The sequence below is a fragment of the Sphingobacterium sp. CZ-UAM genome (assembly GCF_002000245.1).
Taxonomy (GTDB): Bacteria; Bacteroidota; Bacteroidia; order Sphingobacteriales; family Sphingobacteriaceae; genus Sphingobacterium.
Genome location: NZ_MTCM01000001.1, coordinates 1 through 25,926, shown reverse-complemented (window position 1 = coordinate 25,926; position 25,926 = coordinate 1). Strand labels below are relative to the sequence as shown.

Genomic DNA, 25,926 nt, shown 5'->3' with positions numbered 1-25,926 from the left:
TAAATCTGACATTAGCAGAGAAAACAGTTCCTTGACAGCCGAAGTCCTCTTTTTATAAAGCATTGACACACCGTTAAACTACACATTCCACCAATAAAAAACTATTCCCAATGCATTTATTTATTAGGAACACATCCCCTCATTCGCTCCCCCCTATACCATGAGGTGTTAAAAAAGGTTCCGGCCAATCAATAAACTGGGCTTAGTAAGCTTCTAATGAAATTATGCAAACCGATAAAAAACACCTGCAAAAAAAAGGGATAACTCAACGTTATCCCCTTCCTATGTTATTTTAAACACTTAGTCTTCAAGCGCTTTTACACCGGGAAGAACTTTACCTTCCATATATTCCAATAACGCGCCACCACCAGTACTCACGTAACTCACATCTTCGGTCATACCAAATTTACTTACCGCAGCAGCTGAGTCCCCACCTCCTATTAAGGAAAATGCACCATTTTTGGTCGCCTCTACCACAGCATCAGCCACAGCTTTCGTACCTTTTGCAAAGGTATCAAACTCAAAAACTCCCATAGGGCCATTCCAAAGAACTGTTTTTGAATCCTTGATAATAGCCGCAAAATTCGCAGCAGACTCCTTACCGATATCCAAGCCTTGGAGATCCGCAGGTATCTGATCATTTGGACCGTCATACACATTAGCATCGTTAGAAAATGCATCAGCAATTTGAGCATCTGTAGGGATAACCAAATTGACACCTTTTTCTTTCGCTTTTTTCACCAATTCATTTGCCAAGTCCAGTTTATCCATCTCGACCAATGACTGACCAATTTCGCCACCCCTTGCTTTAATGAAAGTGTAGGCCATGCCCCCACCGATCAACAAGTTATCTACTTTATCCAATAAAGCCTCGATCAACTGGATTTTATCAGAAACTTTTGCTCCACCCATAATCGCTGTAAACGGCCTAACGGGGTTATTCAAAACTTTCTCTGCATTTCCAACCTCAGCAGCCATTAAATAACCGCTATATTTAGCTGTTGGGAAGAACTGCGCGATAATCGCCGTTGATGCATGGGCCCTATGTGCAGTACCAAAAGCATCATTCACATAGACATCACCTAATTTTGAAAGCTTTTCAGCAAATCCCACATCCCCTTTTTCCTCCTCTTTATAAAAACGTAGGTTCTCAAGTAATAATACTTGGCCAGCCCGCAATGCCGCAGCTTTCTCCACAGCTTCATTTCCAATACAATCATTGGCAAATTGAACTTCCGCACCTAATACATCAGCAAGGTGAGAAACAATATGTTTTAATGAATACTTATCAGTAGGACCATCTTTTGGTCTTCCTAAATGGGACATCAATATCACACTTCCGCCGTCATTCAAAATTTTCTTTATTGTCGGAGCAGCTCCCTGAATACGATTATCATCCGTAATATTGAAATTCTCATCCAAAGGAACGTTGAAATCTACGCGAACCAAGGCTTTTTTACCTGCAAAATTTAAATCGTCTACTGTTTTCATTATGTAACTTTAATGTTTTAGGATCTGTCGTTTGCCAAACGAACAGCTAAATATAGAAAAAAGGCATTTATTTTCATCAAATAAATGCCTTTTTATCGGATTAAATTATCATTAATGGATTTCAACAGCATAAGGTAACCTAGCCTGTACCCCACTCTGTGCTGTCGCCTGCCTTATTACCTCGAAATAACGATAGTATTCTCCCATTTGTTCTTTGGCCACCCAAGCCTGAACTTTTTCCTTCGAATTGTTCAATATCGAAGTGAATGGGTCTTCCTTTGATGGATATTGAGCAACTTTATACTTATTTAGGTTTGCTTTTTTAGCCGCAGCCTGAATAGCGGCATCAAGATTACCCAAACGATCCACCAACTTATTGCTTACGCCCTGTGTACCTGTCCAGACACGGCCTTGACCAATGCTATCAACATTCGCTACCGGCATCTTTCTGCCCTCAGACACAACTTTTGTAAATGTAGCGTATACTTTATCCACTTCTCGCTGGATAATATCTCTTTCTTCTGCTGTCAAAGGGCGATCAAAAGTCGTCATCAGATCCGCAAATTTCCCAGTTTTCACACCATCATAGTGAACACCGATTTTATTGTTCATTAGATTCTGAAAATTCGGTATTACACCAAATACACCGATTGATCCCGTAATTGTCGTTGGCTCCGCAAATATAGAGTCTGCGGCAGCAGCAATATAATATCCCCCCGACGCGGCAACATCTCCCATCGAAACCATAACAGGTTTAACTTTCTTGGTTAAAATGACCTCTCGCCAGATCACATCTGATGCAAGCGCCGAGCCTCCAGGAGAGTTCACACGCAGCACGACTGCCTTTACAGCATCATCCTCCCGCAACTTTCTGAGCTCCCTTGAAAACTTATCACCTCCGATCTCACCCGGGCGTGTCCCCTCACCATCCACGATCTCGCCGACAGCATAAAGAACCGCTACTTCAGATCCACTCGCATCTTCTTTTACCTTCTTATTATAGTCCAATAGGGAGACAAAGGATATTTCATCCTTAACACCTATTTTCAATCTCTTTCTGAGATCAGAAAGCAATTCATCCTTATATATCTTCGCATCAGCAAGTTTATACCGCACCGCATCATCCGCATTCCGCACCAGATAACCATTGGCTATACCACGCAAAGAATCCGCAGGAATATTCCGGCTCGCGGATATTTCATTAATGAAAGTGTCATATATACTACCCAAATAAGAAGTTACCTGCAAGCGGTTTGGATCACTCATCTTATTTAGGAAATAAGGCTCCACAGCGCTTTTAAACGTCCCCACCTTCACAATCTGCATTTCAACGCCAACTTTATCCAATAGATCCTTGTAAAACATGGTTGAACTCGCAAGTCCTCTAAAATCAATGGTTCCCTGTGGATTGACATACACCTTATCCGCAATACTCGCGACATAATATGCTTTTTGATTGTATCCCGCATTGTAGGCAACGACAAATTTCCCTGTTTTTTTAAATGCCAACAGTTCATCCCGTACAGCTTTCAGACTTGCAAAACCAGTACCGATGCTGCCCGCATCTATATAAATTCCCTTAATATTACCGTCAGAGGCCGCATACCTTATTCTCCCCAGAATATCATCCAACCCGATGCTCTTTGTAGAATAACCGGGCAGATTTAAGCTCCCAAAAGGATTATTGTCATTCCGTTCATTGATATCATAGTCAAAGGAGAGGAATAACACCGAATTACTTTTGACAACTACCTCCTGATCGGAGGAAGCCGAACTGATAAGCGCTCCGATAATTCCCATAAAAACAATAAACAGAATCACAAAAGATATCACAATCCCTGTGATCGTAGCCAATACATACTTAAAAAATGATTTCATATTTTACAATTAATTCCAAACCATACAGCCTTGCAAATGGAATGATTTATTTTACACTAAAGGTAATGCAATATTTTTTATTCCCCCAGTATTTTATTTCATAAAGACGTAATTTAGCAATATGAATAAGATTTTTATATTATTGGGAACCAATTTAGGAGAACGTCTGCAACAGCTCGCTAAGGCAAGAAAAAAACTTGAACAACAGGTTGGAATCATCTTGCAGGAATCCTCAATTTATGAAACTGCAGCTTGGGGAGTTGAAGACCAACCAGCATTTCTTAACCAGGTTATCCTTATAAGCTCGCCTTTATCTGCATTTGAATGCTTGAATCTTACCCAACAGATTGAATTGGATCTGGGTAGAATACGGCTAAAAAAATGGGGAGAAAGGGCCATAGACATTGATTTACTCTATTTCAACGACGAAATTATCAACGATCCAAATCTAACTATACCACACCCCTTTATCTCAGAAAGACGTTTTACCCTGGAGCCCTTAGCAGAGATAGCCCCAACATACATACACCCTGTTTACAAAAAAAATAACGTATCTTTATTGTATAATTGCAAGGACGAATTACCCGTAAAGAAAATTAGCAACGATGAATCATATCGACATTGACCTGATCAGCCAAAATATGTTTGACAATACAGACTTGATCAAACAGTTTGTATCCATGTATCTTATACAGACCCCGGTTGACTTAGATAAATTGCAAAATGCCCTAAATGTTGGAGATCATCAAAAAATTGCAGATGCTGCCCATCACATCAAACCTACGATGGACTATATCGGGGCATTTCATTTAAAAGCCAAATTTGAAGAATTGGAAATGAATGCCAAAAATCAGGAATCGCTAGAGGGGCTCAGGGCAGCTTTTCAGGTGCTGAACATTGAAATGAAGGAATTATTATTTGAACTCGAACAATACGAAAAAACGATCTAAACCAGATCGTTTTTTTTATTGAAATGCAATGCCGACAGTATAAAATACAAAAGTAGAATCACTGGCAAAGCCATAAATTGCCCGATTATAAATAAGATTAGGGTTAAAAACAGAAAGATAAAGCGATATTTATTTGTCGCCCAGTCCATTGAACTGAATTTCATCGAAAACAGCCGAATCTCACTAATCAACAGGTAGCTGGTCAAGAGTGCGCTACAAATCAAAAAGATTGGATTTATAATAAGTTCGGGATACCTATCAGCGATATAAGGCAATGAAAGCACATAAAAGGTATTCATTGGCGTATTGAGTCCAATAAAATCTGAGGTTTGTCGTTCGTCCAAATTAAATTTAGCCAAACGTAAGGCCGAAAACACGGTAACAATAAACCCGATATAAGGCAGCAAGGAACCACCAGGAAATGCCTTTTGTAACAACGTAAACATAATGACACCTGGTAAAAATCCAAAACTGACCATATCCGCCAGTGAATCCAATTCCTTACCGATACATGATTTTACATGAAGCAGTCTTGCGACCATACCATCAAAAAAATCAAATATTCCAGAAGCTAGTACACATATCGTAGCAGCTTTTATGTCGCCATTCAACGCCATCAATACAGCAATACAACCACTAAAAAGATTTAGGCAGGTCAGCAGATTTGGAATATGTTTTTTCATCAATAATCTATTTATATACGTATTGCAATTTTTAACCTGGCTCCAATGTTTAAGTTAGCAGTTTAATATCGCATCAATATGAATATTTCGAAGTTTAGCTATACCCAACTTATCGAACACAAAAAAGCCATCATTTTACTAAAATGATGGCTAAAATATTAAAATTTGATGGGATTACCCATTCATACTGATCAAAAATTCTTCATTTGATTTAGTACCACGCATTTGTCCTTGCAGGAATTCCATTGCTTCTGTAGAATTCATATCTGATAAGTGATTGCGAAGCACCCAAATACGTTGCAATGTTTCTTTATCTGTCAATAGATCATCGCGGCGTGTACTAGACGCAGTAATGTCAATAGCAGGGAAGATACGTTTGTTCGCCAATTTACGATCCAACTGCAATTCCATATTACCTGTTCCTTTAAATTCTTCAAAGATCACCTCATCCATTTTAGAACCTGTATCTGTTAAAGCTGTTGCAAGGATTGTCAATGAACCACCGTTTTCGATATTTCTAGCCGCACCGAAGAAACGTTTTGGCTTATGTAGGGCGTTGGCATCCACACCACCTGATAAGATTTTACCAGAAGCCGGCGCAACAGTATTGTAAGCACGTGCCAAACGCGTGATTGAATCTAATAGGATAACTACATCATGACCACACTCTACCATACGCTTAGCTTTCTCCAGTACGATATTAGCGATCTTTACATGACGATCAGCAGGCTCATCAAATGTAGATGAAACAACTTCTGCACGTACGCTTCTAGCCATATCTGTTACCTCCTCAGGACGCTCATCAATCAATAAGATGATAAGGTAAACTTCAGGATGATTCTTTGCGATCGCGTTAGCAACTTCTTTTAACAAATTTGTTTTACCTGTTTTTGGTTGTGCAACGATCAATCCGCGTTGCCCTTTACCGATAGGCGTAAACAAATCCATGATACGAGTCGAGTAATTACCCATACCCATATCTAAATTTAAGCGCTCATCGGGAAATAATGGCGTCAAGTAGTCAAAAGGAACACGGTCACGCACTTCTGCAGGGTTCTGTCCGTTGATAGCTTCTACCCTAACCAATGGAAAATATTTTTCACCTTCTTTTGGTGGGCGGATACAACCACGAACCGTATCTCCTGTTTTCAAACCAAATAATTTGATCTGAGATTGTGATACGTAAATATCATCTGGAGAGGTCAAATAGTTATAATCTGATGAACGCAAGAAACCATAACCATCTGGCATAATTTCTAATACACCTTCATTAACGATAACATTATCGAAATCTGTACTGGAAGAAGTAGTTTCAGCTTTAGGAGTTTGAGATGTTTTTTCAGGTTGGGAACCTTTATCTGTTGTTGGCGTATTTTCTACCGCAGGAATGCTTTCTTCGCTTTCAGCAGCTTCACGTTTTCTTACCGTCACAGGCTCAGCCGTCTTCACTGTTCTTACGCGCTTACGGGTACGTTCACCCTGTTCCTGACTATCCTCCTCCACTTTAGCAACTTTTTCTACAGAAGCCGGAGCTGCTTCTTCTTCCCCACCGGTATTGCTAATTCTTTCTATTAATTCTTGCTTACGCAATTTATCAGCATCCGCGATACCGATCAACTTAGCAATCTCGCGCAATTCTGATACGAGTTTAGCGTTTAATTCGTTAATATCCATTAATGTGTTGTGTATGATTTTTGGATTTTCTTTTGAGCTTTATTCTGATTACACACCTAAGCTTGTTTCCTTGTTTAAGTGAATGAAGAACTTTATGATTTCTTTTAAACCCGAAGTGGATTAAATCTTGAGAACCTAGACAAAGAAAAAAACAAATTTTGTTATTTCAAAATATTTCAAAAAAAATATTTACTATTGTAGCTAGTAAAACGATTTAACAACATTTTTAGATTGAATTTTATATTTTTTTTCATAAGTTCGTACCTTTCAAAATTTAAGTTTTTAGATCCCTTATATGGAACAGCAACAAACTAAAACCAATTACCCCGCACTCTACACATTGATTATTGTGTTTTTCTTTTGGGGATTCATTGCAGCGGGAAATAGTGTATTTATCCCATTCTGTAAGAATTATTTTCACCTGGATCAATTTCAATCGCAGCTTATTGACTTTGCCTTTTATACGGCATACTATATCGGTGCATTGCTCCTATTTATCTTTAGTTCAATTGGCGGTAAAGATCTGGTAGGTAAATGGGGTTACAAAAAAAGTATTGTCTATGGTCTCCTGTTTTCTGCTTTAGGGGCAGCAGCGATGATTGTCGCGGTTGAGGTAAATTTATATATTGGCATGTTGTTGGGTCTATTTGTAGTTGCTTTGGGATTCTCCTTACAGCAAACAGCAGCTAATCCCTTCGCCGTTTTATTAGGTGATCCCAAGACGGGAGCTTCCCGTGTTAACCTTGGTGGCGGTATCAACTCATTCGGAACAACAATTGGTCCATTGGTGATTGGTTTCTCTCTGTTTGGAACATTTGAGCCCATCTCAGATTCTGAAATCGCCAATTTACCATTGAATAAAGTAGTCTATCTATATGTAGGTGTAGGTTTATTGTTTCTTTTGGCAGCGGCCCTGTTCAACTTCAGCAAAAAAGTTCCAGCTGGAATCAGCGATGAACCCATGGAAAAGGCCAATAAGGCATTACGTACCTTGATCATCATGACGGTTTTGCTATTTGGTATGTTCACACCGGTATTCTTAAGTTACAAAAGTGACCTTGCACTGCATATCGAACAATTACACCAACAGGTTTCGAGCTTGACCGATCAAGTGCAGATAGATCAATTAAAAGCACATATTAAAGAAGTTGCTAAACCATTGGAAACACAACGTATGCTATGGTTAGCAGGTGCATTAATTGTTGTTATCGGCGGTTTACTTTTCTCCAACAGAAGCGCTAAAAAGAATCCGGAAGGCTGGGGTGCAATGAAATATCCGCAACTAGCTTTGGGAATGCTTGCATTATTTATTTATGTAGGTATTGAAGTCGCTATCGGTAGTAACCTAGGTGAACTCCTGACTTTAAAAGAATTTGGCCACTTGCAGTCTTCTCAGATCACTCCATACGTATCCATGTACTGGGGAAGTATGATGATCGGCCGATGGGCAGGTGCCATTACAGCATTCAACCTGAGCAAGTCGACTAAAAATGGGCTGTTGGTTATTGTCCCTTTAATTGCTTTCTCGATCATTATCGGCGTGAATACACTTGCCGGCTTCGAAATGTCGCATCTGTATTATTATGTCATCTGTATTATTTTACAGATTGTAGCCTTCTATCTAAGTAAGGAAAAACCAGCGCGCACATTGATTATTTTCGGTTTATTTGGAATTATTGCCATGCTAATCGGACTTTTCTCGTCTGGTACAATCGCTATTTACGCATTCTTATCAGGTGGTCTGGCCTGTTCAATTATGTGGTCATCGATTTTCAGTTTATCAATCGTTGGCCTTGGAAAATATACAGCACAGGGTTCAGCATTCCTGGTCATGATGATTCTTGGTGGTGGTATCCTTCCTCCTATCCAGGGAAAATTAGCAGATATCATTGGAATACATAACTCATACATTTTACCTTTAATCGGATTCTGTTATATTGTTTTCTTTGCTGTGTTTGTCAAGGGAATCTTAACCAAACAGGGAATCAACATCGATGAAATCGAGGCTGAAGGAGCACACTAAAGACATCAACTAATTGTAAATAGTACACTATTTAAACAATTTTATTACAACACCCAAAAACTGGCTTAACGGCATTGTTAAGCCAGTTTTTTTATATCATGGGCAAATTCATAAAATTTATTTTTTCAAAAATACGCGGATAAATTATGATATTTAAAATTAAAAAATGTATTTTCGGGGAATTGATTAATGAATTGATTGCTCATTTTATAACGATAAACACAATTAAAACTACTCAATAATGATAATCATTGCTGACGGGGGATCAACAAAAACAAACTGGTGTTTGTTAGACGATTCAAATAAAAAGATCTACTTCAACACAGAAGGATACAACCCTTATTTTGTTGACAGTGAATACATTGTAAACTCCCTAAAAAAAGGATTACCGCAGGATTTACCTTTTGAAAAAATTGCGGAAGTAAATTATTATGGTGCAGGGGTCCATAATAAAGAAAAAGCTCAGATTGTAGTGGATGCACTCAAACACGTATTTACTACAGCGAAAGTAGAAGTAGGCCATGATCTGCTTGCCGCAGCAAGGGCATTACTAGGATCCGAAGCTGGCTTTGCAGCAATTTTGGGTACTGGAACAAACTCTTGTCTCTATGATGGCAAAGAAATCACATTAAATATTGACTCCGGAGCTTACATTTTAGGCGATGAAGGATCGGGTAGTTACATCGGTAAAAAATTACTTGCAGACTATGTACGTAATTTAATGCCTAAAGATGTAAAAGAAGTGTTTTGGAATACGTATAAAATGACGAAAGATGAAATCATGGATGCGGTTTACACCAAGCCTATGCCGAATCGTTTTTGTGCAAGTTTCAGTAAATTCGTATATGACAATAATGTAAACATCGAGTATACACGTAATATTGTCGATGAAGCATTTGAAGCTTTCTTTAGAAATTTAGTGAGCAAATACCCTAATTACCAAAGCTACACCTTCAATTGTATTGGATCTGTAGGTTACAATTTCAGAAATGTTTTGGCTGAAAAAGCAGAACAATATGGAATGAAAGTAGGTAAGATTTTGCGTTCCCCTATTGATGATTTGGTACAGTTCCACATCGACAGAGCGGCAGCAACTGCTAAATAGAAAAGTAAAATAATCTTTAACATACTAAGAAAAAGGTGCATTTTATGATGCGCCTTTTTTTATGTACTGGCAATAAATCTTTTTTTCGATCGTTGAAAAACACCCTTCTCTTATACGGTTAAAATAGCCCAATATTAAATTCTAATAAACTTATTTATACCATTTTACAGCATATTTTAATAATTTAATAACAGGAATTTCATCAGTACAAAATAAAATTACCTTTTTTTTGTAAAAAGAATATTTATAGTTTATTCCGATGAAAAGAAGCCTTGATATACTTGTACTCTCAGACATACACTTAGGTACATACGGAAGTAGAGCCAAAGAGCTTTTACTTTACCTGGAATCGGTAGCTCCGAAGATATTGATCCTCAACGGCGATATTGTAGATATCTGGCAATTTAAAAAAAGCTATTTTCCACAAGATCATTTAAAGGTTATCAAGAAGATTATCGATATGAGCTCAACAGGTACTGAAGTCCATTATATTACGGGAAATCACGATGAAATGTTGCGCAAGTTTACTGATCTCAAATTAGGGAATATCAAACTGAGCAACAAACTGCTTCTTTCACTGAATAATCAAAAGGTATGGATTTTTCATGGTGATGTTTTCGACGCATCCATCCATCACTCCAAATGGCTTGCAAAGCTCGGGGGGTGGGGTTACGATAAGTTGATACAGCTTAATAATGTGATGAATTATTGTCTGGATAAAATGGGAAAGGAGAAATACTCCCTCTCAAAAAAAATAAAAAATTCGGTTAAAAAAGCCGTTAAATATATATCCGACTTCGAGCATACTGCAACGGAATTGGCTATTGAGAAAAATTACGATTTTGTTATCTGTGGCCACATTCATCAACCTCAGATAAAGGAAGTCATTACCCGCAAGGGCACATGCACCTACATGAATTCTGGGGATTGGATCGAGAATCTAAGCAGCCTGGAATACAAAAACGGCGAGTGGAAGCTCTTTTATTTTGAGGAAAATAAGGAGCAAATTCTTAAAAATAAGATCATCGACACCCCTCTTTTCAGCCTGGAGGATTTAAAGAAGATCGTCATATCATCGTAGAAGAAAAAGCGCAGTAAAAAATAGAATATATCTTGACAGAAATTATAGTGATCAAAAGCCGGGCTAGCCCGGCTTTGATTTATTACAATACTATTGTCTCTCCTACTTTTGGAAGTGACAATGAAATATCTTCGTTCTGGAATTTGTCCAGTGCCTTTTGTTTGTCGATCTGAATTGGCGGAAATGAATCATAGTGAATTCCGACCACACGAGCGCAATTGATGAATTCTGCTGCCCTGAGCGCATCATCCACATCCATTGTATAGTATCCACCGATAGGAAGAAAGGCCCAATCCAATTTTAAATCAGCCAGCAATTTCATCTCCATTGTCAACGCTGTATCGCCAGCGAAATAGATCTTCTTACCCTTTACGTTAAAGACAAATCCAACGGGGAATCCACCATATTGACCATCAGGCGTACTATTGGTATGAGCGGCGTAAACCATCTTTACAGAACCAAAAGGAAGCTGTACCGTACCACCGAGATTGAACTCAACAACTTTGTCTTCTGGTACGCCTTGTCTCCTTACCCAGGCAGCTGTTTCGACAATAGCTAATACCGTAGCGTTACTATTCTTTTGGATAGTAGCCATATCGGCGACGTGATCTTGATGTCCATGGCTCAAAAAGATATAATCTGGTTTAATTGCGTTTACGTCAATTTCCTTTGCCAACGGATTATAGGTTACGAATGGATCTAACAAAACCTTGGTTCCATCAAAATCAAACTCAACACAAGACTGGCCGTAATAAGTCGCTTTTATCATCATTTTTCTATTGATTAAATAATCCGCCTAAACCTCCTAACATATCCTTGCTTGCAGCCTGCATTTCGGCTTGACTAATACTTTCCGCTTGGGTTATCGCCTTATTCAGAGCAACGACCAATAACTCCTCGAGTTCCTCTTTGTCTGCATTAGCCAAAAAAACAGGATCAATCGTAATTTCTTTAATCTCCTTATTGGCAGTCGCCACCACACGGATCAAACCGCCTTCAGCTTCACCGGATACCGAAATGGTATCCAACCTCTTTTTGATTTCTTCTGCTTTTTGCTGCGCTTGAAATAATTTGTCAAACATATCTATCACTTTTATTTGATGCCAATTTACAAAAATCTTAGCATACCTGGCATTGCTAATTTACTTTCGCTAATGCCAGCCTTTTTGTATTTTTGCTGCATGCAAAGCAATCATGAAAAATTAGTTGCCCATTTTTTGGAACAGCTGAATTTAAATAATACCCCTGTCTCCGCGGAAACATACAGCAAATTAATGTCCATACAATCAGAAATTGTTAGTATTGAAGATGTAACTGGCTATATAAGCATGCTTGGAGAAGAACTAAATATCAATGCCCATACAACTGAGCTTATTGAAAAGGTAGAAGATGAGACCAGTATCCTCATCCACAAACTTAAATTTATAACAGCAGCTGACAGACCCAAGGTATTGGTTTTAAATCAAATTGATCCTCGGGAGATCAACCAGTCCGCTTATCTACAGGAATCCATAAAAATCGCAGGTGGGATCCCTACCACAATTGCTCAGGAAGCTGATAAGATCATTATCATTGACAGTAATGAAAGCGTATTTACCCGTATTCCACTTTTATTAAATGATTCTGCAATTGCGCATTCAAAGGCGATCGAACTTGATCAGCTATTTATTATGACAAAGCCTGATTTTGCCCGCATCCCAGGCTACGAATACCTAACAGAATTGGAGTCTTTAGCAGAGATCCTGCAGCCAAAATATTTTGTTTATGGCCACGAAGGCAAAGAATGGCTACAATTTCAATTGAAGTAAAACCATATAATAGGCCTAGGGGCTATCGCATAAAAAAAGCATCTTTAATTGATTAAAGATGCTTTTTTTTTGTGATGTGAACGATAACACTAGCTGTATCTTCTGCGTAATACCTCATATAATTTTTCAACGGTATGAGGTTTATCCGCCCAACGGTTCTTAACTGCGTAGTTGGTCTGTAAAAATGCATCAGCTTCTGCGTAAGTACTAAATCTGTTCAATAACTCTACAGCTTCACTATAAGCTAAACTATAGCCATTAAACAAATCTTTGATAAATAAAAGTTTATCATTCAGGCTTATCCCTGTTTTGATATCTGTCAACTTATCCGAACTTCCGGATTGATTGACCTGGTATACCCGATTCTGTACCCCGGCCTGTTTTTGTTGTGAAATAATCTCATTTAAGGTCAGTGGCCTGGATGGAGTCTCCTCCACAACAGTATTGATCTCTTCCTGGATGAAGCTTTCCTGGGTTTCCTCAATAATGATCTCTTTCGGTTCTTCGACAACCGATGTAACGATAACTGGTGCCTCGTCGATAAGATCTATTTTGGGTTCATCACTTTTGTAATGATTTTCTTCAATATGTTCAACAACATTTTCATGTGTTGCAGGCCTGCTTTCGCTCACTGTTGTTGATGAATACGGAGTTGTTGGCAAGTCATCGCTTTCTTCACTTTCGATATTGGCCGACGCAATATACTCTTCTTCTGACTTTACTGGCTCATTTTTTATAGGCTCGTCATTGCGCGCCACCTCTTTCTCTAGGGGCTCTTGTTCGACAATAACTGGACTCGATGTCCGCAAAGAAGAGGGTGGGGTAAAATAGTCATTAAAGGCTATTTTTTTGCTATCCATCACCGAGTCTCTCAACGGATTTTGAACTTGCCTATCCGCTAACACGGCATCTGTTTTGAGTAAAGTAATATAAGCTGCAACAGATTGTGCTTTAGCTTCCAAGCTCACAAGCTCAGCTATTTCAGCAACACCGCTTTTTTCTGATAAAACCAAATATTGTGCATTCAAATCCTGTAGTAAATCACCTATCTTATTAAAAATTTCCTCTTTAGTACCCATAGTTTTATTTGAAATCGCCTATTAATCGTTTATAATATCTCTATATTTATTGCCTTAAAAGTGGAAAACTCAATCCTTTGATTTATAAATATTTGAATTTACGTTCACTTTTTTGCTACCCAAATTTAATATTTAATTTCGATATTAGCGATGTCTAAAACAGAATATAATCGGAAGTCAATTGACTAATATCTTGTTCGCCGACTATCCGAAAAAAATAATTTAATCAAATGCTTTTTTCTGAACATAATCTGACATCGAGACCAGCTCGGTATGGAAGTATTGAAGTCATCTGTGGGTCAATGTTCTCGGGCAAGACCGAAGAATTGATACGCAGACTAAAACGGGCTCAGTATGCTCGTCTAAATGTTGAAATATTCAAGCCTTCCGTAGATAAGCGATATGATGACAAATTGGTCGTTTCTCACGATAGCAATAGTATCCCCTCTACTCCAGTCGAAAATTCCTCTGCTATACTATTATTGAGTTCGGCTACCCAAGTGGTTGGAATAGATGAAGCGCAATTTTTTGATGACGGATTGACAGAGGTATGTGTCAAATTGGCAAACAATGGTATTCGTGTAGTTATTGCTGGGTTGGATATGGATTATAAGGGACAGCCTTTTGGCCCTATTCCCAGTTTAATGGCCGTAGCTGAACATGTTACCAAAGTCCATGCGGTCTGCATGCAATGCGGAGCTCCGGCAAATTATTCTTATCGTCTGACAGAAGATACCCAGACAGTTCTTCTCGGTGAAAAAGATGCCTATGAGCCACGTTGTAGACAGTGTTATTATCATCTAGATCAACCGGGCGTCTAAACCCCGGTCAGAAACAGATAATGACAATTTCCAGTCAGTTCATACCTTTTGCTGAGCATCCGCCAGAGGCCTATTACCTGCACTATTGATAATCGGTCATCCATCCCGTCGATGTTATTTTTTGTTAAAGAAAACTGCCAAATAGACGATGAATCAATTTGGCATAAGATTTGAATTATACTTTACAAATAAGAAGATAAACGCTTTCAAAAGCGACAAAATACTTTTCATAATTTAGGTTTATAATTGGTTAGTTTGCACCTCCTTGCCCATCAAGGAGGTGTTTTTTTATTAAAAAAAATGCCGCCCTTTCAGAAAGAGCAGCATTTCTATTTTACATTTTTATTTATTTCATTTAAGGTTGTACGCGGTAATTTAACACCTTACGCCCTATATTTCCCGTTTGGTCCATTCCCTCCACAATCACTTTATAATTACCATTTCCATCAGCATTGTAAAATTGGATTGCTGCTTCTCCTGTTTCAGTTACCAATACCTTCGGGTTCCAATAAATTGTCGTACGCAGGTCGTTGGCAGATTTTCTCTCAGGTGTATCATACTTTGGTAGATAAAATTTACGCTCTTTAATATACCCCAAAGGGAACATATCGATGACATTGGACTTTGGCAACAGTTTCTCGATTTCACTCAGCGCCATCCGGGGTTTCTTGGCCTCAACTTTCTTCGTGTAGATCGATACAACACCGTTGTTTTGATACATCCTTGAAACTGTTCCCAGCTCGTCACGTAAAAAGATTTCTATTCCCTCAATATCCGCAACATTGATACTATTTAAGCCGGGTTCGTCAATGGCCATACCGTTTAAGAAAAACTGAACCGGAGTACGCCCTCCGGCATTGTAATCACGCGAAACATAATACTTCAAGGTTTGTGGATCATAGGTAATACCCGTCAGGACAGTCTGCAGACACATCGTCAACACATTACAGCCTGTCAAGCGATCCGCTTCAATACGATGTTCGGGCATAGATAAACCCGAAATTGAAGGGAAATCCTTATTTGTAATTACCTTTTTCTGTACAGCCGTCACCTCTACCTCATCCAATAAAATAGATTTTCTGTATTCTTTACGGCTATTATCCAGATAGGGAGCAAATGCTTGATCTATATTCGGAACAAAATAGCTTTTATAACCGTTATTTTTATCGATTTCAGGATAATAACTCTGATCCATATTGATCACCAAACTACGGTAATTGTCATTTGACCTAGCATTTATCGTCACTTTCGATGAATCGGGAAAAACAAGATCTTTGAATGTGAAACGACCATTCTGATCAGTATATACATCTTTTTTGATATTCCGGGAAGGTACCGACAATAACAATCCACCATTCGGATAAGGACGACCAGTGTTCATGCGTAAAATTCCCGACAATTCTATCCCTTGTTCCGGAAGAAAACTAACCTGCGGCAACTTTTCGGCTATTAAAGCCGGATAATCAAAACGGCGGTATCCCTGTGTCATCAATAATGCATCCAACGCCTTTTCTCTATCCGGATTTTTTTCATCAAAATACGTATTTGGATTTTCAACATTTCCTTTCAGGTCCGAAGTCAACAAAAAGTTGCTCACAATGGAGAGATCGGCCTGATCATTATAGGGAACCTTAGATTCGTCGATCACCGAAACGGAATAACTGCCGGGATATTTCTGTCCATTATAATCAACCGAAAGTTTCAGGTTGACCTGATCTTTCGCCTTATAACTTTGCTTATCGCTTGTAACCTGGATATTGAGCAATTTTTCACTCTGAACAAATGCCAGGCGTTCACTCACCGGTTTGCCATCCGGTGTCAATAAGGTAACCTGGGCAATACCGTTTGGCAGACGTTCTTTTGGGATATTGACCAGGGCAGATGATGATTTTAAGTTTACCTGAGCGCCAAAACAAAGATGTCCATTGGACTGAACCAATACATAGTAAGATTGTGCTGGGTTTTTAGAAAAACTCTCCTCGCTGGTCACCACAGCAAATTCTATATTCTTTTCATCCTGCTTAACAAATACAACGTTTGCTTTGTCGTTAACAACCGCGGGAAGCTTATACTTGCGTTCCTGTCCATTATTAAATTTTATGACTGCCTGATAGTTCTCTCCAGCTAAGGGCAATAAAGAGAAATAGCCCATACCCAATCCCAGATCTTCAAATTCTGCAACCGATTTACCTTTTGAATCGAGAATTGTGCCTTTCACTTTCAACCCCTTACCATCAGATCCAACAGCTTTAAAGGCGACTTTCTTGGCAAATCCGGCGATTAAATCTCCGCCTTCGGGAAAAAACTGTACGTCAGCATCCCAAAGGGCATTTTTAAGCAGGAAGGAACTGGACAAAGGTTTTTCATTTTTGCTTTCCTGAATACTAACCTTTAGTTGCCCCTTCTCCAAATCAGCCCTTTCCTTTGCCGATAAGTTGATTGTCACCTTACCCATCGCATCTGTTTCACCTTTCCCTTTGTCTACCGTTTCCCATCCGGCGACAAATTCCCAATTGATCTTTGAATTGATCATCGGTTTGCCGGCGCGATCCCTGAATTGTATTACGGCCTGACTCTTATTTCCATTGAGATTATTCTGAAACTCGATATTTGTGATCAATTTTTTATTGATCACATCCCCTATCGGAACTATTTTGTTAAAAAAATAGGATGCATCAAAGTTTGACATCCATTTTGTATAAGCCCTGAAACGATAATTATCCTGCGTCATGAATTGCGGATCGAGGACCATCTGCCCACTTCCAACACCTTTATCCAATGGGATTCTAAATGTTTGGATCAGCGAGTCACGGCTATTCAAAACCTCCACATAGGCAATTTTGCTGGGTGCGTATTCTGGAAGATTACGTGATAAATACGAAGAAAACCATAAGGTATCCCCTACTGCATAATAAGGTTTGTCAAAGTGCAAGTGTACTTTTTCTGTTGGGTAACCCTGAAAATATTTTTGAACCCGTTCTACGATCGTATTAATAGGCAATGTAGGTGCAGTCTGTGCATAGGTTGACCCGATTCCTAAAATCCCTATCGATAAAGTCAATAGTTTGATGTGCTTCATTGAAAGTCTTAGAATTAAAAAAAGAATAGCTAAATATATTCAATTTTAAGCAAAGACCAATCCTACTCCGGCATTTTTAACATTTATTATACCATTGGTAACCGCACTCAGGAGCCAGTTATAATAAAGGTGCAAGCAAACGACAAATAGAATCCACTCCCCGCTTCCATCGACTTCGCTGCATCCATTTACGCATTGTAATTAAATCTGAAGCTTCAATATCTGCAAGAAATTGATTGTTCATGCGTTCACAAAGCGCTTTATCGGAGACTATTCCCGATATCTCAAAATTGATATAAAAACTTCTGATATCCAGGTTAGTTGTGCCGATATAGGCTAGTTTACTGTCGATACAGATCGTTTTGGCATGGAGAAATCCTTTCGTATAAAGATATACATTCACCCCTCTTTCAAGTAATGGTTTAATAAAAGAAAACGAAGCATGTTGTACAAAAAAGGAATCAGATTGTGCGGGTAACATCAGATCAACGCGCACCCCCGAAGAAACCGCCAGCATCAGCGCTGTCGTCAGTTGATCACTCGGAATAAAATAGGGCGTACACAATTGAACATACTCCTTTGCCTCGTTGATACCGGCTATAATTGCCTCCATATTAAAAGGAGCAGGAGAACCCGGGTCACTCGCTGTAAAACCAACCCCACTTTCGTCTTCATCGGTCACAGGAAATCGATTTAAATAACCTTTCCCCAACTCAAAAGATTCCCCATCCGTCTGGTTCCAGCTGTTCCAAAACTGAATTTGTAAGGTATTAACGGCAGCTCCAATGATCATCATCGCTGTATCGCGCCAGTAAATATCGTTTTTCCCATTGTTGATATAACGATCCGAGATATTGATCCCACCTACAAAACCAACTTTTCCGTCAATCACTACAATTTTACGGTGATTTCGGTAGTTGCTGTTAGCCAATGAAGTAAAGGTAACTGGCAAAAACGCTTCAAACAGAAAATCGGGCTTATGTCTATGTAAATATTTAATCACATCCGGTGCGCCAAAACTATCTAAAATCAGACGTACCTTCACTCCAGCTTTTGCCCGCTCTTCCAAAATATCCAATATTTCACGTCCGATCTCATCCATTTCCCAGATATAATACTCCATATGAATCGAATGTTTTGCCTCCTTCAATTTTTGAATCAATACCGGAAACTTTTCTTCACCATTAATAAACAGAGTGACATCATTATTCAGCGAGAATGTGGATATTTTCTGATTTTTAAGGTATCGATAGACCATGGCCAAACTCCCTATACGTTCATTCAGGGTATCAATATGTTCCTCCATAATCTCCGATTCTTTTCGCCAGGCATCGAGTAATTTTTTTGATTGCTCGCGGTACATTCGCTTCATTCTTTTAACTTTCTTAAATTTTTGGCCAAAGAAATAGTAGCTGAGCAGACCGATTACAGGTAGAAAAACAATCACCATAATCCAAGCAATCGTTTTGGCAGGGTTACGGTTTTCAATCAAGATGGTGCCGATGACACCGATATATAAGATGAGTAAGGGAATCCAGTAATATTGTAAAGCAATTTGTAAAATATGATGAAGTACCTCCATATGATGTGCTAAGTTTAATATCAAATATAATACTTAGCCCTGACAAATTGTTTACTTTCAAGCACAGTTTATCGCACCTTCAATATGAATCAGCGGGCTTAAATAAGGGATATTTAAGTTCGCCCCACGAAGTATAAACCAAATTCCAAGCAGAAAATATAGAAAAGGCATCCATTTCGAAAAGCCAATTTTGAAAGATCTGGAGAAGTTCCCCAAAAAGGAAAACAGAAATAAAAGTGGTATTGTCCCCAATCCAAAGCAGAGCATGAATAGGAAACTCTGTTGCGAACTATCCGCATTCATTGCTGACATTAAAGCCATATACACCATACCACAGGGTAACAAGCCGTTCAATATGCCCGCGACAAAACTTCCTCCGGGTCTGTACAGCCATTGGGACAATAACTTGACAACCGGCTGCACCGAACGGGTTTGTAAATGGGCAATGGTACGGTTGTTTTTCCCTACAAGCTGGAACACTGCAATCAGCACCAATATTATTCCTGTGATCCAGCTTAATGCACGTTGCCATCCTTGAATTTGTGCAAATGTACCAATGGTTCCCAAAAGAAATCCCAGACCACCATAAGTCAAAACCCGGCCTAATTGATACAATACCTTATTTAAAAAATTAGACCAACTCAGGCCTTGCCTGCCCTCAATCGCAAAAATTAGAGGACCGCACATGACCGCACAGTGGATACTTCCAAATAGCCCCATAAAGAATGCAAAATAGGTATAGCTCATGCTCCCGGTTTAAAATAAAATATGTTCCTCAAATAAAAAATCCCTGCCTTCGCTTTTCCAGTCCACGTACAAATTCCACATTCCCTTGTCGAATGTAGAGATAGGCAATACAAACAGATTAGCCGTTGTCTGAAATGGCAACTCCCTATCCAGCTTATTATCCGAAGGCTTACGGAACAATAGTTTCCCTTTGTTTATTTTGGAGACAAAATGTATGTAGAGTGTATCTTTTCTGATTTCCACAGTTGGCGATTCTTTCATATTCAGCACATTTTGCTTCTTCTCATAAGCTTTGTCGTAATTCAGCCCCTGCTCGTAATAATCATCCTCTTCTAAGCTGTCTGTATCATGGGTAACCATGTAAAATCCGGCAGCAACGATGCACAACATAAATACCGCCAAGCTCAAAAAAATTTTTGTACCCCAATTCATTGTTTTATTTTTAATTCATTCCAGGAGGAGCGATGAAAGTAGTTTTTAGACTCTCCACTTTTTTATCTCCCGAATAGATGGATAATTTGATATTACTTTTATATGTTTCGACGTCCTTATTCGCGATAATCAAAAAGAAACTTAAGGTAGCATGCCCGTCTTTACTGAGTTTTTTGATGGGGTTGACCAGTTGGATTTTGAGTCTCGGATCCTCACATACCAGTCGAAAAGGCATTTCTTTACCCGATTTGTTAATTAACTCCAGGGCGTAAAGATTACTGATTGTCTTATCCTCGCGAAGCTGGTAGGTACTTCCTTTTGCCCTTAACAATCGTCCATCAACTTGAGAGCGATTGAACAACAAAAAACCAAATACCGACATCAGCAGCACCAAAACAATGGAATATGCCACCGCCCGCACGTTGCTTTTCTTCTTGACTGTACCTTCAATCTCCCCCATGGGGTAAAAACCGATCAGTTTTTTTGGCTTTCCGATTTTTTCCATGACAGCATCACAAGCATCAATACATGCGGTGCAGCTCACACATTCCAATTGTAGGCCTTTGCGGATATCAATTCCGGTTGGACAAACGTGCACACAGAGTTTACAATCCACACAGTCCCCCTGTTTAGTGGAAGCACCTTTTTGCTGCTTTCCTCTGGGTTCACCCCGTCTATGATCGTAAGCTACTGTAATACTTTGATCATCCAGCAAGACGCCTTGCAATCTTCCATAGGGACAAATTGCAATGCATACAATTTCTCTGATATAGGCAAATACAGCATAAAATACCAGGGTGAATAAGATAATGGAAATTAGGCCGGCAATATGCTGATCCAATGGATCGGTAATTATTTTAATCAATGCATCTGAACCGATGATATAAGCCAAAAAGATGTTCGATATAAAAAACGAAATAATCAGAAATATGCTATGCTTCAATAGCTTCTTCATCTGTTTCTGATCCGTGTTGGGGCCTTCATCACTTTTTTTCTGTTGCTGCCAATCCCCTTCAATCCAATATTCAATCCTTCTGAAAATCAGCTCGAGAAAAATCGTCTGTGGACATGTCCATCCACACCAAACACGTCCAAATACCACGGTAAATAGGACCACGCATACCATGACGATCAACATCCCAAAGACGAAAATATAAAGGTCCTGTGGGTAAAAAAGGTTTCCTAAAATCGAAAATTTCCGTTCGATAATATTGAACATCAAGAACGGCTCGCCATTTACCTTAAGAAAAGGAGCCACAAATAAGAACAGTAGCAGTGTATAACCAACCCATTGTCTCTTTTTATAAAGTGCTCCCTGCGGTTTTTTGGCATAGATCCACTGTCTCTTTTTTGACTTAGACCCGCCATTATTGGCATTATTAACTGCTACTGTACTCATTGCTATCTTGATTTACTATTCGGCCTTTTTTTCTGTCCCTGTGCCATCATTTGGCTTTGCGGCATCCTCAGCATTCCCATAAGTCACTTCTTCTCCTTGTGGTTCCTTTGGATTGGCAGGATGTGTATCTCTCAGGGTAACGATGTAACTCGCCACCTGTGCGATTTGCGCTGGACTCAAGGTTTGCTCCCAAGGCACCATTCCCTTATCCGGCACACCATACTTAATAGTTTTGAAGAGGTCTTTAATCTCACCGCCATGCAACCAAAATTTATCCGTCAAATTGGGGCCAATACCACCTTCCCCACTCCCACCATGACAGGCGACACAGTTTGCAGCGAATATTGCTTTCCCTTCAACCGCCATGTCTGGTTCAAATTCAACCGTATTTTCATCCACATTACTGGCAGAGGCAGCTAGATACGCTTGTCTTTCCTTTTCTGCGACAACCATTTCATGTGCATACTCCTGGTCCTGGTTCATACCGATCCCAGAAACCTGATAGATGAATAAGTAGACCACTCCAAAGAAGATCGTTCCGTAGAATAAAAAATTAAACCAGATAGGAATGGGATTGTCCAGTTCGCGGATACCATCATATTCGTGATCGATAACAATGTCCTTTTCCTCCGAAATAGGTCTTATTCCCATGATCTTGTTCCAGGATCGTTTCAACCATCCCTTATTGGCCAATTTTTTGAGCTGTTCTTCTTTGACCAATTCAGGCATCGTAATCTTAATGATGGATTTCATCGCGCGGTTGACCATCAATGCCGAGGCCAGAAGGGCCAACATCACGACAATCAATACGATAATTAAGATGTCTGTGTATAAATTATCCGTACCAAAACCCCAGGTAGACTGAACAGCTTCTACCACGGTAGGTGCAGTATCTAATAATAAACTCATATACTATATACTTTCAGGTGAATGATTCATTTCCTTTTCGGTTTCCTCTTCCAAAGGAAGTTCCTTCATATAGTTCACATAGTCCTTTTTCATGCGAAACAACATGATTGTGACCGAAATAAAGAAAATCAGGAATATCCAAAGTGATACAATAAGGTAAAGCTCACTTCCGTTCAAATTTGTGATCTGTTTAAACATAGTATTATTGATTTGCGTTAACTTCCTGAGCCACTTTCGGAGCTGCTTTTATATCCGTTCCCAATCGTTGTAAATAAGCAATTACGGCTATAATCTCACGGTCGGCTAATACATTGACTTGATTCTGTTTCAGATCGTCGGCAATTTTCTGTGCCTGTTTGTGCAGATCCTGTTCCGCATTTGCTATCGCAGCGTCCGTATAAGGAATTCCCAATTTGCGGAGAGCCTCCATTTTATCTTTCAAAATAGCGTTGTCCAATTGCTGGTCTATTAGCCAAGGATATGAAGGCATAATACTTCCCGGGGAAGTGATGGTTGGATCCAAAAGGTGATCAAAATGCCATTTATTGGGATATTTTGAGCCAATTCGGTGCAAATCAGGTCCGGTGCGTTTGGAGCCCCATAAGAACGGTGTATCGTAGACATATTCACCAGCCTTACTATATTCGCCGTAACGGGCAGTTTCTGACCTAAAAGGACGGATTGCCTGCGTATGGCAGTTGACACAGCCCTCTCTGACATAAAGGTCGCGTCCCTGCAGCTCCAATGCTGTATAAGGCTGTACACTTGCGATTGTCGGCACGTTTTTGGAAATGGTGAATGTAGGAACCATCTCAACCATACCACCGATCAGGATTGCGATAAGTGCCAATACCATAAATAAGATCGGTTTACGTTCCAGACGTCGGTGCTGGGACTGTTCATTGACCTGAACAGGTAGTAAAGCTGGCGCCTCCGCTGGCTCATTAGCCATCAGCCTTCCTTGCTTCATCGTCTTAATCAGGTTGAAGGTCATCAGGAAGACACCTGATAAATAAAGTGCACCACCTAAAGCTCTCATCATATGCATTGGTAGAATTTCCAATGTAGTTGCTAAGAAGTTTGGATATTTCAAAACGCCTTCCGGTGTAAACTCTTTCCACATCAGCCCTTGTACGACTGCTGCCCAATACATCGGAATAGCATAAAACAAAATTCCAAGTGTACCGATCCAAAAGTGTGTTGAGGCTAATTTCTTCGAATAAAGTTCTGTTTTATAAATTCGTGGTATCAGCCAGTAGAGGATACCGAATGTCATAAAACCATTCCAGCCCAATGCACCCACGTGTACGTGCGCAACGATCCAATCGGTAAAGTGAGCAATTGCATTTACCTGCTTTAAAGACAGCATTGGACCTTCAAACGTTGCCATACCATAACAAGTCAGTGCGACGACCATAAATTTCAACATAGGTTCGGTCCGTACTTTATCCCAAGCACCGCGCAGTGTCAACAGCCCGTTTATCATACCGCCCCAACTAGGCGCAATCAGCATAATCGAAAATACTACACCCAGGGACTGAACCCAGCTTGGTAATGCCGTATATAACAAATGGTGAGGGCCGGCCCAGATATAGATAAAGATCAATGACCAAAAGTGCAGGATACTTAATTTATAGGAATAAACCGGACGATTAGCCATTTTCGGCAAGAAGTAGTACATCATACCCAAATAAGGAGTCGTTAGGAAAAATGCGACAGCATTATGGCCATACCACCATTGCACGAGCGCATCTTGCACACCTTTATAAACATAGTAGCTTTTCCATCCTGCTACAGGCAGCTGAATGGAGTTGACGATATGTAGCACCGCTACTGTAACGAATGTAGCAATGTAGAACCAAACTGCCACGTACATATGACGTTCACGCCTTTTGATAATTGTACCAAACATATTGATCCCAAACACCACCCAGATTAGGGTAATTGCGATATCAATTGGCCATTCCATTTCAGCGTACTCGTGACTTGAAGTAAGTCCTAGCGGAAGAGTGATAGCCGAGGCGACAATAATTAACTGCCAACCCCAAAAATGGAGCTTACTTAAAGCATCACTAAACATTCTCGCTTTGAGTACACGTTGTAAGGAGTAATAGACCCCCATGAAAATACCATTACCTACGAAAGCAAATATCACCGCATTAGTGTGTACTGGCCGCACACGGCCGAATGTGGTGTATTGCAATCCGAGGTTCATCTGAGGCCAAACAAGCTGCGTTGCCACAAGCAATCCTATGGTCATACCAACTATCCCCCAAATAATGGTAGCGATTCCGAAATTTCTGACAATTCTATTGTCGTAATTAAATTGCTCTAACTGCATTACTTAAATTGTTGATTCTGAATCAAAAGTAAGCAGCATTTTATGACAATCTAATGATAGACAATGCGTGCAGAAGTGATCTACGTCACCTTGCTTCTATAGGTCAAATGAACAGATATCTTCTTCCTACCAGCTGATTTTAAGCACTTTAAAGCAAAAAAAGGAGAAGCAAAAACAATTATTGCAATTTATTTTGACAATAAAAGTGATGGCTGTCACTTTCATCTAGGAGAAAAGTGTGCTTTGTGGGTTTAGGAAGTATGTGATAGGTAAATGGGACTTCTCCTCTGGGAACGATTTAGAGGAGTTTCTAAACTTGGAATATATCGCAGCACTTCTCAGTCATAGTATTGGCAGTAGGAACTACCCATCCAGCCCGGCTGGCCGTCTGCAGAAAAGCAGGAGAAGAGAAAACTCCGGTGGGACTGCTGTTACCCTTGCTGCTATCACTCTTGCTGCTACAGCTATTGCCGCTACGGTTTTGTTGGTTTTACGACTGCTGTTACCCTTGCTCCTAAACGATTGTCCAATAATCCTATTGCAGGAATAAAGGGACTGTACGGAACTCCCTATCCAGCCCGGCTGGCCGGCTGCAGAAAAGAGGAGAAGAGAAAACTCCGGAGGGAATGCTGTTGCTGATGCGACTGCTGGTGTCCTTGCCGCTACGGTTCTTGTTGTTGGTTTTACGGCTACTGTTACCGCCGGTTTCCGGCAAAAGTATACAAACGAAAGAAGCCCTTGACTGTTTCCAGCAAGGGCTTCCGTGTAAAAAAAGGCACCGACCTACTCTCCCACCTGTTACGGCAATACCATCGGCTCTGGCGGGCTTGACTGCTCTGTTCGG

At 39.8% G+C, this 25,926-nt stretch carries 23 protein-coding genes; 8 read left to right on the top strand and 15 right to left on the bottom strand.

Features of this window, described 5'->3' with window-relative positions:
- Positions 1 to 300: 300 nt before the first annotated feature.
- Together BWD42_RS00115 and sppA are read right to left on the bottom strand one after the other, a co-directional pair.
- Positions 301 to 1,491, bottom strand: a complete 1,191-nt coding sequence (locus BWD42_RS00115) for a phosphoglycerate kinase (protein ID WP_077432468.1) — start codon at positions 1,489 to 1,491, stop codon at positions 301 to 303.
- A gap of 111 nt (positions 1,492 to 1,602) precedes the next feature.
- Positions 1,603 to 3,369, bottom strand: a complete 1,767-nt coding sequence (sppA, locus tag BWD42_RS00110; RefSeq protein ID WP_077432467.1) for a signal peptide peptidase SppA — start codon at positions 3,367 to 3,369, stop codon at positions 1,603 to 1,605.
- A 121-nt stretch (positions 3,370 to 3,490) separates the two neighbouring features.
- Here sppA and folK point away from each other — a divergent pair, with 121 nt between their 5' ends.
- Positions 3,491 to 3,994 (top strand): 2-amino-4-hydroxy-6-hydroxymethyldihydropteridine diphosphokinase, encoded by a 504-nt coding sequence (gene folK, locus BWD42_RS00105; protein WP_077432466.1) that lies wholly within the window; start codon positions 3,491 to 3,493, stop codon positions 3,992 to 3,994.
- Positions 3,975 to 4,319, top strand: a complete 345-nt coding sequence (locus BWD42_RS00100; RefSeq protein WP_077432465.1) for an Hpt domain-containing protein — start codon at positions 3,975 to 3,977, stop codon at positions 4,317 to 4,319. The genes folK and BWD42_RS00100 overlap by 20 nt, the downstream gene beginning before the upstream one ends.
- On the opposite strand, the gene pssA is transcribed toward BWD42_RS00100, so the two are convergent.
- A complete protein-coding gene (gene pssA / locus BWD42_RS00095) occupies positions 4,316 to 5,002 on the bottom strand; it encodes a CDP-diacylglycerol--serine O-phosphatidyltransferase (RefSeq protein WP_077432464.1) in 687 nt (228 codons plus the stop codon). The genes BWD42_RS00100 and pssA overlap by 4 nt on opposite strands.
- 174 nt (positions 5,003 to 5,176) lie before the next feature.
- On the bottom strand, positions 5,177 to 6,676 hold the full coding sequence (rho, locus tag BWD42_RS00090) for a transcription termination factor Rho (protein WP_077432463.1): 1,500 nt from the start codon (positions 6,674 to 6,676) through the stop codon (positions 5,177 to 5,179).
- Positions 6,677 to 6,971: 295 nt separating this feature from the next.
- On the opposite strand from rho, the gene BWD42_RS00085 reads away from it, so the two are divergent.
- From BWD42_RS00085 to BWD42_RS00075, 3 genes are all read left to right on the top strand, one after another.
- Positions 6,972 to 8,699 carry an MFS transporter gene (locus BWD42_RS00085; RefSeq protein WP_077432462.1) on the top strand — a complete coding sequence of 576 codons (1,728 nt, stop codon included), beginning with the start codon at positions 6,972 to 6,974 and terminating at the stop codon, positions 8,697 to 8,699.
- A gap of 241 nt (positions 8,700 to 8,940) precedes the next feature.
- On the top strand, positions 8,941 to 9,804 hold the full coding sequence (locus BWD42_RS00080; RefSeq protein ID WP_077432461.1) for an N-acetylglucosamine kinase: 864 nt from the start codon (positions 8,941 to 8,943) through the stop codon (positions 9,802 to 9,804).
- A 259-nt stretch (positions 9,805 to 10,063) separates the two neighbouring features.
- Positions 10,064 to 10,885: a UDP-2,3-diacylglucosamine diphosphatase gene (locus BWD42_RS00075; RefSeq protein WP_077432460.1), complete on the top strand. Its 822-nt coding sequence runs from the start codon at positions 10,064 to 10,066 to the stop codon at positions 10,883 to 10,885.
- An 82-nt stretch (positions 10,886 to 10,967) separates the two neighbouring features.
- On the opposite strand, the gene BWD42_RS00070 is transcribed toward BWD42_RS00075, so the two are convergent.
- A complete protein-coding gene (locus BWD42_RS00070; protein WP_317041783.1) occupies positions 10,968 to 11,657 on the bottom strand; it encodes a metal-dependent hydrolase in 690 nt (229 codons plus the stop codon).
- Between the two features lie 4 nt (positions 11,658 to 11,661).
- Complete coding sequence (locus BWD42_RS00065; protein ID WP_077432459.1) at positions 11,662 to 11,967, bottom strand: YbaB/EbfC family nucleoid-associated protein; 306 nt, start codon at positions 11,965 to 11,967, stop codon at positions 11,662 to 11,664.
- A gap of 99 nt (positions 11,968 to 12,066) precedes the next feature.
- On the opposite strand from BWD42_RS00065, the gene BWD42_RS00060 reads away from it, so the two are divergent.
- Positions 12,067 to 12,693 carry a hypothetical protein gene (locus BWD42_RS00060; protein WP_077432458.1) on the top strand — a complete coding sequence of 209 codons (627 nt, stop codon included), beginning with the start codon at positions 12,067 to 12,069 and terminating at the stop codon, positions 12,691 to 12,693.
- 89 nt (positions 12,694 to 12,782) lie between these two features.
- Here the strand turns inward: BWD42_RS00060 and BWD42_RS00055 are convergent, their stop codons facing one another.
- Complete coding sequence (locus tag BWD42_RS00055; RefSeq protein ID WP_077432457.1) at positions 12,783 to 13,772, bottom strand: hypothetical protein; 990 nt, start codon at positions 13,770 to 13,772, stop codon at positions 12,783 to 12,785.
- 230 nt (positions 13,773 to 14,002) lie between these two features.
- On the opposite strand from BWD42_RS00055, the gene BWD42_RS00050 reads away from it, so the two are divergent.
- Positions 14,003 to 14,593 (top strand): thymidine kinase, encoded by a 591-nt coding sequence (locus BWD42_RS00050; protein ID WP_077432456.1) that lies wholly within the window; start codon positions 14,003 to 14,005, stop codon positions 14,591 to 14,593.
- A 355-nt stretch (positions 14,594 to 14,948) separates the two neighbouring features.
- Here the strand turns inward: BWD42_RS00050 and BWD42_RS00045 are convergent, their stop codons facing one another.
- The 8 genes from BWD42_RS00045 to ccoN all read right to left on the bottom strand — a co-directional run bounded on the left by BWD42_RS00045 (position 14,949) and on the right by ccoN (position 25,082).
- Complete coding sequence (locus BWD42_RS00045; RefSeq protein WP_077432455.1) at positions 14,949 to 17,672, bottom strand: hypothetical protein; 2,724 nt, start codon at positions 17,670 to 17,672, stop codon at positions 14,949 to 14,951.
- Positions 17,673 to 17,790: 118 nt separating this feature from the next.
- Complete coding sequence (gene cls / locus BWD42_RS00040) at positions 17,791 to 19,254, bottom strand: cardiolipin synthase (protein WP_077432454.1); 1,464 nt, start codon at positions 19,252 to 19,254, stop codon at positions 17,791 to 17,793.
- A gap of 57 nt (positions 19,255 to 19,311) precedes the next feature.
- Positions 19,312 to 20,001: a sulfite exporter TauE/SafE family protein gene (locus tag BWD42_RS00035; RefSeq protein WP_077432453.1), complete on the bottom strand. Its 690-nt coding sequence runs from the start codon at positions 19,999 to 20,001 to the stop codon at positions 19,312 to 19,314.
- Between the two features lie 9 nt (positions 20,002 to 20,010).
- Positions 20,011 to 20,433, bottom strand: a complete 423-nt coding sequence (locus BWD42_RS00030; RefSeq protein WP_077432452.1) for a FixH family protein — start codon at positions 20,431 to 20,433, stop codon at positions 20,011 to 20,013.
- A gap of 10 nt (positions 20,434 to 20,443) precedes the next feature.
- Positions 20,444 to 21,832, bottom strand: a complete 1,389-nt coding sequence (gene ccoG / locus BWD42_RS00025) for a cytochrome c oxidase accessory protein CcoG (protein WP_077432451.1) — start codon at positions 21,830 to 21,832, stop codon at positions 20,444 to 20,446.
- Between the two features lie 15 nt (positions 21,833 to 21,847).
- A complete protein-coding gene (locus BWD42_RS00020) occupies positions 21,848 to 22,741 on the bottom strand; it encodes a cbb3-type cytochrome c oxidase N-terminal domain-containing protein (RefSeq protein ID WP_077432450.1) in 894 nt (297 codons plus the stop codon).
- A 3-nt stretch (positions 22,742 to 22,744) separates the two neighbouring features.
- Entirely contained in the window at positions 22,745 to 22,939 is a 195-nt protein-coding gene (locus BWD42_RS00015; protein WP_077432449.1) for a hypothetical protein, read from the bottom strand.
- A gap of 4 nt (positions 22,940 to 22,943) precedes the next feature.
- Positions 22,944 to 25,082, bottom strand: a complete 2,139-nt coding sequence (gene ccoN / locus BWD42_RS00010) for a cytochrome-c oxidase, cbb3-type subunit I (RefSeq protein WP_077432448.1) — start codon at positions 25,080 to 25,082, stop codon at positions 22,944 to 22,946.
- Between the two features lie 316 nt (positions 25,083 to 25,398).
- Here ccoN and BWD42_RS00005 point away from each other — a divergent pair, with 316 nt between their 5' ends.
- Positions 25,399 to 25,632, top strand: a complete 234-nt coding sequence (locus tag BWD42_RS00005; protein ID WP_139350968.1) for a hypothetical protein — start codon at positions 25,399 to 25,401, stop codon at positions 25,630 to 25,632.
- Positions 25,633 to 25,926: the final 294 nt, after the last annotated feature.

Excerpts from the sequence above, each read along its gene's own strand:
- BWD42_RS00115 (WP_077432468.1), bottom strand. The coding sequence starts at position 1,491 with ATGAAAACAGTAGACGATTTAAATTTTGCAGGTAAAAAAGCCTTGGTT.
- sppA (WP_077432467.1), bottom strand. The coding sequence starts at position 3,369 with ATGAAATCATTTTTTAAGTATGTATTGGCTACGATCACAGGGATTGTG.
- folK (WP_077432466.1), top strand. The coding sequence starts at position 3,491 with ATGAATAAGATTTTTATATTATTGGGAACCAATTTAGGAGAACGTCTG.
- BWD42_RS00100 (WP_077432465.1), top strand. The coding sequence starts at position 3,975 with ATGAATCATATCGACATTGACCTGATCAGCCAAAATATGTTTGACAAT.
- pssA (WP_077432464.1), bottom strand. The coding sequence starts at position 5,002 with ATGAAAAAACATATTCCAAATCTGCTGACCTGCCTAAATCTTTTTAGT.
- rho (WP_077432463.1), bottom strand. The coding sequence starts at position 6,676 with ATGGATATTAACGAATTAAACGCTAAACTCGTATCAGAATTGCGCGAG.
- BWD42_RS00085 (WP_077432462.1), top strand. The coding sequence starts at position 6,972 with ATGGAACAGCAACAAACTAAAACCAATTACCCCGCACTCTACACATTG.
- BWD42_RS00080 (WP_077432461.1), top strand. The coding sequence starts at position 8,941 with ATGATAATCATTGCTGACGGGGGATCAACAAAAACAAACTGGTGTTTG.
- BWD42_RS00075 (WP_077432460.1), top strand. The coding sequence starts at position 10,064 with ATGAAAAGAAGCCTTGATATACTTGTACTCTCAGACATACACTTAGGT.
- BWD42_RS00070 (WP_317041783.1), bottom strand. The coding sequence starts at position 11,657 with ATGATGATAAAAGCGACTTATTACGGCCAGTCTTGTGTTGAGTTTGAT.
- BWD42_RS00065 (WP_077432459.1), bottom strand. The coding sequence starts at position 11,967 with ATGTTTGACAAATTATTTCAAGCGCAGCAAAAAGCAGAAGAAATCAAA.
- BWD42_RS00060 (WP_077432458.1), top strand. The coding sequence starts at position 12,067 with ATGCAAAGCAATCATGAAAAATTAGTTGCCCATTTTTTGGAACAGCTG.
- BWD42_RS00055 (WP_077432457.1), bottom strand. The coding sequence starts at position 13,772 with ATGGGTACTAAAGAGGAAATTTTTAATAAGATAGGTGATTTACTACAG.
- BWD42_RS00050 (WP_077432456.1), top strand. The coding sequence starts at position 14,003 with ATGCTTTTTTCTGAACATAATCTGACATCGAGACCAGCTCGGTATGGA.
- BWD42_RS00045 (WP_077432455.1), bottom strand. The coding sequence starts at position 17,672 with ATGAAGCACATCAAACTATTGACTTTATCGATAGGGATTTTAGGAATC.
- cls (WP_077432454.1), bottom strand. The coding sequence starts at position 19,254 with ATGGAGGTACTTCATCATATTTTACAAATTGCTTTACAATATTACTGG.
- BWD42_RS00035 (WP_077432453.1), bottom strand. The coding sequence starts at position 20,001 with ATGAGCTATACCTATTTTGCATTCTTTATGGGGCTATTTGGAAGTATC.
- BWD42_RS00030 (WP_077432452.1), bottom strand. The coding sequence starts at position 20,433 with ATGAATTGGGGTACAAAAATTTTTTTGAGCTTGGCGGTATTTATGTTG.
- ccoG (WP_077432451.1), bottom strand. The coding sequence starts at position 21,832 with ATGAGTACAGTAGCAGTTAATAATGCCAATAATGGCGGGTCTAAGTCA.
- BWD42_RS00020 (WP_077432450.1), bottom strand. The coding sequence starts at position 22,741 with ATGAGTTTATTATTAGATACTGCACCTACCGTGGTAGAAGCTGTTCAG.
- BWD42_RS00015 (WP_077432449.1), bottom strand. The coding sequence starts at position 22,939 with ATGTTTAAACAGATCACAAATTTGAACGGAAGTGAGCTTTACCTTATT.
- ccoN (WP_077432448.1), bottom strand. The coding sequence starts at position 25,082 with ATGCAGTTAGAGCAATTTAATTACGACAATAGAATTGTCAGAAATTTC.